Here is a 6,599-nt window from a genome sequence, read left to right as displayed (position 1 = left end):
AAGCGGGAAGATGCGCGCCGATTTGCCCCCTGCGGCGAGCGGCGGACAGGGTATACGTCATGCGATAGTGACGCCCTCCGCCACACGGACAGGGGGAGTACGGGGGTCGTAGGGGGTGTAGAGGGGCACGCCCTCTCACCCCCTGCCCCCCGCCGGGAGGCGACCAAGCCCAGATGCTGGGCAGCATCCGCCAGCCAACGAGCAAAAAATAAAAAAAGGAAACAAGGCTCCTCTCACCCCCTGCCGCCAGCCGCGCAGGCTACCAAGCCCAGATGCTGGGCCGAAGCCGCCAGCCAGCGCCGAAAAATAAAAAAAGGAAACAAGGCCCCTCTCACCCCCCACCTCCGCCGAGCGGTTCAACGGATGCCAGCATTAAGCGTGATACATCGTAAAAAAAGATGTAAAACGTAAGTGGCAGATCCCGTTTCGTTCTCTTGCTTACCTGTTGTCAGGTATCAAAAAACTTGCCTGATGCGGGAAGGCCGCGTCCGGCAAGGCTTTTCGGAGGGGGGTGCCCGCAACGCCAGCAATGGCGCGTGTTGCTGGATTTTGTTAGTTATTGCAGTATGTTGTAAATGCAATATTTTTTTCTCCGTTGACAGGCGGGCGGGGGGTGGGCCATGTTGGAGGCACGCAAGTGCCGCAAGGCCTGACAGGGAATCCCGTGCAAAGCGGGAGCGGACCCGCCGCCGTAAATCACAGAGACCTTTTCCCCCCGCGCGTCACTGGCCCGCTGTCCGGGCCGGGAAGACCGGGAAAAGGGTGATGAGCCGGAAGACCTGCTTGCGTCGTCTCTGGGATATCCTCCGGGCAACGGGCATTTGCCGCGCGAGGGGTGCAGCAAGCTGCCGCCGTCAGGACTGGCGGGCGGCGCGTCCGGTCATGAATCCGCCCATAACCATGAGGAACTGTCATGCCTGTCAGCATCGTCAAGCGCGACGGAACGGTCGCGCCTTTTGATTCCGTCAAGATTCTCAACGCCATCTCCCGCGCCAACCGTGCGGTGGAAGGGGAGGAGATGACCTCCACGGATCTGCTGTTCCTGACGGGCAAGGTGTGCGCCAAGCTGGACGAGAAGGGCCTCTCCCATGTGGAGGAGATCCAGGACGTGGTGGAAGAGACGCTCATCCGCTACGACTACGCGCGCACGGCCAAGGCCTACATATTGTACCGGGCCGAGCACGCCAAGCTCCGCAATGCCGAATCCTACCTCATGGAGATCTACAAGACCCTGACCTACGCGCCGGCCCGTGAGGAGGACATCAAGCGGGAAAACGCCAATATCGACGGCGATACGGCTATGGGCACCATGCTCAAGTACGGTTCCGAGGGGGCCAAGTACTTCACGGACAACTACGTCCTGCCCAAGGACGCCTCGGCCGCGCACCGCAACGGGGACATCCATATCCACGACAAAGATTTCTACATGCTCACGGAGACCTGTTGCCAGATAGACCTTATCCGGCTGTTCCGCGACGGCTTCTCCACCGGGCACGGCTATCTGCGCGAGCCGCAATCCATCGAGAGTTACGCCGCGCTGGCCTGCATCGCCATCCAGGCCAATCAGAACGAGATGCACGGCGGCCAGAGCGTGCCCCACTTCGACTACTGCATGGCCGGCGGCGTGGCCAAGACGTTCCGCAAGGAATATGCCCGCGCCCTGACTTCGTACCTGCGCATCCGCGCCGACATGCCCGCCGAGGAGGCCCGCGCCCTGACCGAAAAGCTGCGCGTGGCCACCGGGGACGGCATCCGCCTGGACAATTGCGACGAGTTCGGCCGCCGCGAGGAGGAGCTCGTCTCCGAGGACATGCGTCCGCTGCTGCGGGCGGCGCACGCCTACGCGGCCGAAGAGGCGCTTGCCTGCACGGACCGCCGCACCTATCAGGCCATGGAAGCCTTCGTCCACAATCTCAACACCATGAACTCCCGCGCCGGGGCGCAGGTGCCGTTCAGTTCGGTCAACTACGGCACGGACACCTCCGCCGAGGGCCGCATGGTGGTGAAGAATCTGCTGCTGGCCACGCAGGCCGGACTGGGCGGCGGGGAAACGTCCATCTTTCCGGTACAGATATTCAAGGTCAAGGAAGGGGTGAACTACAACCCCGGCGACCCCAATTACGATCTGTTCCAGCTGGCCATCGCCACCTCGGCCATGCGGCTCTTCCCCAATTTCAGCTTCATCGACGCGCCGTTCAACCTGCAGTATTACGACGGCAGCCATAATTCCGAAGTGGCCTACATGGGCTGCCGTACCCGCGTGCTGGGCAACGTGTACGACAAGAGCCGTCAGGTGACCTGCGGCCGCGGCAACCTGAGCTTCACGTCCATCAATCTGCCGCGCCTCGGTCTGGAAGCCCACGGCGACGTGTCGGCCTTCTACCGCCTGCTGGACGAGAAGATAGATCTGGTGTTCCGCCAGCTCATGCACCGCTACAAGATCCAGGCGGCCAAGAAGGTACGCAACTATCCTTTCCTCATGGGCAACGGCATCTGGCTGGATTCGGAAAAGCTCGGCTGGGAGGACCGCGTGGGCGAGGTGCTCAAGCACGGCACGCTCACGGTGGGCTTCATCGGCCTTGCCGAGACGCTCAAGGCGCTCATCGGCGCGCATCACGGCGAGAGCGAGGAGGCCCAGCGTCTGGGGCTGGACATCGTGGCCCACATGCGCAAGCGCTGCGACGACGAGTCCGAAGCCACGGGCCTCAACTTTTCCCTCATCGCCACCCCCGCCGAGAGCCTGAGCGGGCGCTTCGTGGCCATCGACCGCCGCCGCTACGGCGAGATACCCGGCATCACGGACAGGGAGTACTATACCAATTCCTTCCATGTGCCGGTGTATTTCCCCATCCGCGCCTTCCGCAAGATCCAGATCGAGGCGCCGTATCATGCCTACACCAATGCCGGACACATCACCTATGTGGAGCTGGACGGCGATACCTGCAAGAATCTCAAGGCCTTTGAGGACATCATCCGCTACATGCACGACCAGGGCGTGGGCTACGGCTCCATCAATCACCCGCTGGATCGTGACCCCGTGTGCGGTTATGTGGGCGTCATCAACGATCAGTGCCCCCGTTGCGGCCGACGCGACGGCGAGCCGATCAGCGAGGAGAAGCTGCGCGAACTGCGTCGCCGCTTCCCCGGGATGCCCCAGGCCCCGTGTCATTGTCATCATGAGCAACACTAAACGAAAGGAGGAGTTTGCGACATGCTGATGCCGTCCAAATTGAAAGAACCCCAGCCTGCCCTGCAGGAAAAACTGGTGGGTGAAGGCGTGGCCTTTGAACGGGTGCGCCGCATCACCGGGTATCTGGTGGGCACGCTGGACCGCTTCAACAATGCCAAGCGCGCCGAAGAGCACGACCGGGTCAAACATGCCTGATCTGCGGGTGAGCGGCATTGTGGAGGAGTCCGTGGTGGACGGACCGGGGGTGCGCTTCGTGGTCTTCACGCAGGGCTGCGAGCATCATTGCCCCGGTTGTCACAATCCGCACACCCATGCCCTTGACGGCGGCACCATGATGCCAACGGACGCCATATTGACGCGCTTCGACGAAGACCCTCTGCTGAGCGGCATCACCTTTTCCGGCGGGGAACCCTTCCTGCAGCCGGGAGCGCTGGCCGAACTGGCCGAAGCCGTCCATGCGCGCGGCAAGGACGTTATGGTCTATTCCGGCTTCACCTTCGAGCAGCTGCTCGAACGGGAAGAGCGGGACCCCGCCGTGGGCCGCCTGCTGGCGCAGGCGGACATCCTGGTGGACGGGCCGTACGTGGAGAGCCGTCGCGATCTGGAGCTGGAATTTCGCGGCAGCGACAATCAGCGTCTTTTGAACAGAGAGGCCATGCGCCGCCTGCGGGAAGCCCGGGATGCGGCTCCCGTTGCCAAGGCGGATGCCGGCGCCTGAGACGCCAGCCTCCACATTTACATGCGGAGGGCATTCTCCTTGGAAAAGGGGGATGCCCTCCGCTGTCGTTCGGGAGAGGGAGGACCGGCGCGGCCCGCGTGGACCGGTGGAGGCGCACGCCTCGCGTTTTCTCTTTTTCACAGACCAAAAAAATTTCTGAAGGCCGGGTTGCTCTAAATAGAAAAGCTGTTCGACCGATAGACGTAAGAAGTAGGCAAACATGCTGACGGCAAAACAGCGAAATGACCTTTCTTCCCTTTTTGCCTTGGGACGACCTCTCATCCCCCTGAGAAAGTGCCTTGTGGATACCCCGTTTTGCGCAGCGGCAAACAAGATGAAGGAAGATGGTCCCGGTCTGTGACGGACCGACGAATACCGGAGGAAACATGCGCTTGAATCTGACAAAGAAGATCGGCGGCGGCTTTGCCGCCCTGATCATTTTCACCTGTATCGTCTCGTACATCGCCATCAACGCCATGTACAGCGGCATCCGGGTCTCCGAAGATACGGCGTCGGACAGTATGCCCAAACTCGTGGCGCTGAACGGCATCCAGGGCAATCTGCTGCTGGGGAGCTACCAGACGCGCGTCTTTTTTGAGACGGGCGACGCGGAGAGCTTCCAGCGCGGACAGGACTACCTGAAAAAGGCAAAACAGTTCTTTGACGAGTTCACGAAGCTCAATGACGCCTATCCCGAAGACGAGGGGAATGCCTTCGAGGAAAGTTTCAGCAAGCTGTATGCCGTCTATCTGGACGCCACGCAGCAGGGCCTCGACATCAGCCGCAAGACAGACGCCGCCACGCAGGAGATGCTGAAAAGCGCCGGCGTCGCGCTGGGCATGGTGGAAAAGCTCGTCAGCACCATGGGCGAGACCCAGCGTACCTTCCTCGAAGAGTACAACATGGCCGCCGTCGCCCAGTATTCGCACAATATCGTGGACATGAGCGCCATCGGTATGCGGGTGCAGAACGTGCAGCGCGAGCTCCTGCTGGCCGAGCGCCGCAGGGACATCAAGGCTTTCAAGGAGCTGGCCGGGACCCTCGCCGGCATCGACGCCGACGCCAAGAAGATACGGGAACGCCTCCTGCGCGAGGAATGCCGCCAGATGTTCGACGAAGCGGCCAAATCCTTCGCGAGCTTCGGCGCGGCGGTCAACGAGCTGATCGCTTTCCAGATCCGGAGCGCGGAACTCAACAAGGAGCGGGTGGACAGTTATAACGCCGCCTACAACGAAGCCGCGGCCATGACGGATTTCCTTTCCCGTCACACCATCGAGGATGTCCAGGGAACCTATCGGTTGCTCAGCGGCTCCACCAAGGTCGTGGTGGGCGCTGTCGTGGTCATCCTGCTGCTGGGCATCCTGCTCGCGTTCACCATCACCCGCATGATCACCGGCCCGCTCGCCCGTACGCAGAAGTTCGCCCAGGCCGTGGCGCAGGGCGATCTGGACCGGGAGCTGGACGTGGTGAGCTCGGACGAAACGGGTATGCTGGCCGACGACCTGCGCCTGATGGTGAGCAACCTCAAGCAGAAGATCGAGGAAGCCAACCAGAAGACCGAGGAAGCGCGCGAAGCGTCGGAGCGGGCGCAGGTGGCCACCGCCCACGCGCAGGAAGCCGTCAAGCGGGCCGAGACCGCCCGTCGGGACGGTATGATCAGCGCTGCGGGCAATCTGGAAGGCAGCGTCAACATCATCAGTTCGGCCTCGGTGGAGCTTTCCGCCCAGATCGAGCATTCCACCCAAAACGCGCAGGAAGTGGCCCAGCGCCTGCAGGAAGTGGCCACGGCCATGAACGAGATGACCGCCACGGTGCAGGAAGTGGCCCGCAACGCCTCCACGGCTTCCACCATGTCCGCCCAGGCCCGTGAACAGGCCATCAAGGGCAAGGACGTGGTGCGGCGCTCGCTCAAGAGCACGCAGACGCTGCATAGCCTGTCCGTCAAGCTCAAGAGCGACATGAGCGATCTGCAGGAAAAGACGGCGGCCATCACCGGCATCATGGGCGTCATCAGCGACATCGCGGACCAGACCAACCTGCTGGCCCTCAATGCGGCCATCGAGGCGGCCCGCGCCGGGGAGGCCGGTCGCGGCTTCGCCGTGGTGGCCGACGAGGTGCGCAAGCTGGCCGAAAAGACCATGACCTCCACGGCGGATGTGGAAAAGGCCATCTCCGCCATCAACGTCAGCATGAATGAGAGCCTGCACGCCGTGGAAACGGCGGTGAACCAGATCGAGACCTCCACGGAACTGGCCTCGCAGGCGGAACAGTCGCTGGAGAGCATCGTCCGGGATGCGGAGAACGCCGCCAACGAGATTCAGTCCATCGCCACAGCCAGCGAGGAACAGTCGGCCACCAGCGATGAGATCAACAACTCCATCAACAACGTCAACGAACTGACCAGCCGTTCGTCGGCCGCCATGAGCGAATGCGCCCAGGCCGTCAGCGAACTCGCGCGCCAGTCGCAGGAACTCAATACGCTGGTGGAAAATATGAAGGCCGGGTAGACCGCGGCTTTTCGCGAAGCGTGAGAGGGGGCGTCCTGCGGGGCGTCCCCTTTTTCTTTTTTCTTGCCGCCGGCTGGCGGATGCTGCCCTGCGCCCGGGCGGGGAGGCTCATCCTTTTTCTTTTTGGGTCATGACTAGCAGAGAGGATTCTCTCTGAGCATCTTGAGGAGGAGTTTGTAGATAT

At 62.1% G+C, this 6,599-nt stretch carries 4 protein-coding genes and 1 riboswitch; all 4 genes read left to right on the top strand.

Translation table 11 applies throughout. The features are described 5' to 3' along the window. Window positions 1–618 precede the first annotated feature (618 nt). Window positions 619–802: riboswitch (cobalamin riboswitch) on the top strand. A 111-nt stretch (window positions 803–913) separates the two neighbouring features. The 4 genes from Q0K00_RS11020 (at window position 914) to Q0K00_RS11005 (ending at window position 6,415) form a co-directional block, all read left to right on the top strand. After that, window positions 914–3,190, top strand: a complete 2,277-nt coding sequence (locus Q0K00_RS11020) for an anaerobic ribonucleoside triphosphate reductase (protein WP_297229492.1) — start codon at window positions 914–916, stop codon at window positions 3,188–3,190. Window positions 3,191–3,217: 27 nt separating this feature from the next. Continuing rightward, window positions 3,218–3,385, top strand: a complete 168-nt coding sequence (nrdD, locus tag Q0K00_RS11015) for an anaerobic ribonucleoside-triphosphate reductase (RefSeq protein ID WP_297229494.1) — start codon at window positions 3,218–3,220, stop codon at window positions 3,383–3,385. After that, complete coding sequence (nrdG, locus tag Q0K00_RS11010; RefSeq protein ID WP_297229490.1) at window positions 3,378–3,908, top strand: anaerobic ribonucleoside-triphosphate reductase activating protein; 531 nt, start codon at window positions 3,378–3,380, stop codon at window positions 3,906–3,908. Before nrdD ends, nrdG begins: the two co-directional genes overlap by 8 nt. A 386-nt stretch (window positions 3,909–4,294) precedes the next feature. Next, window positions 4,295–6,415 (top strand): methyl-accepting chemotaxis protein, encoded by a 2,121-nt coding sequence (locus Q0K00_RS11005; protein WP_297229488.1) that lies wholly within the window; start codon window positions 4,295–4,297, stop codon window positions 6,413–6,415. Window positions 6,416–6,599 lie beyond the last annotated feature (184 nt).

The sequence above is a fragment of the uncultured Desulfovibrio sp. genome (assembly GCF_944327235.1).
Classification (GTDB): Bacteria; Desulfobacterota; Desulfovibrionia; order Desulfovibrionales; family Desulfovibrionaceae; genus Desulfovibrio.
This window is presented reverse-complemented; position numbering and strand designations above follow the sequence as displayed.

Excerpts from the sequence above, each read along its gene's own strand:
- Q0K00_RS11005 (WP_297229488.1), top strand. The coding sequence starts at position 4,295 with ATGCGCTTGAATCTGACAAAGAAGATCGGCGGCGGCTTTGCCGCCCTG.
- nrdG (WP_297229490.1), top strand. The coding sequence starts at position 3,378 with ATGCCTGATCTGCGGGTGAGCGGCATTGTGGAGGAGTCCGTGGTGGAC.
- nrdD (WP_297229494.1), top strand. The coding sequence starts at position 3,218 with ATGCCGTCCAAATTGAAAGAACCCCAGCCTGCCCTGCAGGAAAAACTG.
- Q0K00_RS11020 (WP_297229492.1), top strand. The coding sequence starts at position 914 with ATGCCTGTCAGCATCGTCAAGCGCGACGGAACGGTCGCGCCTTTTGAT.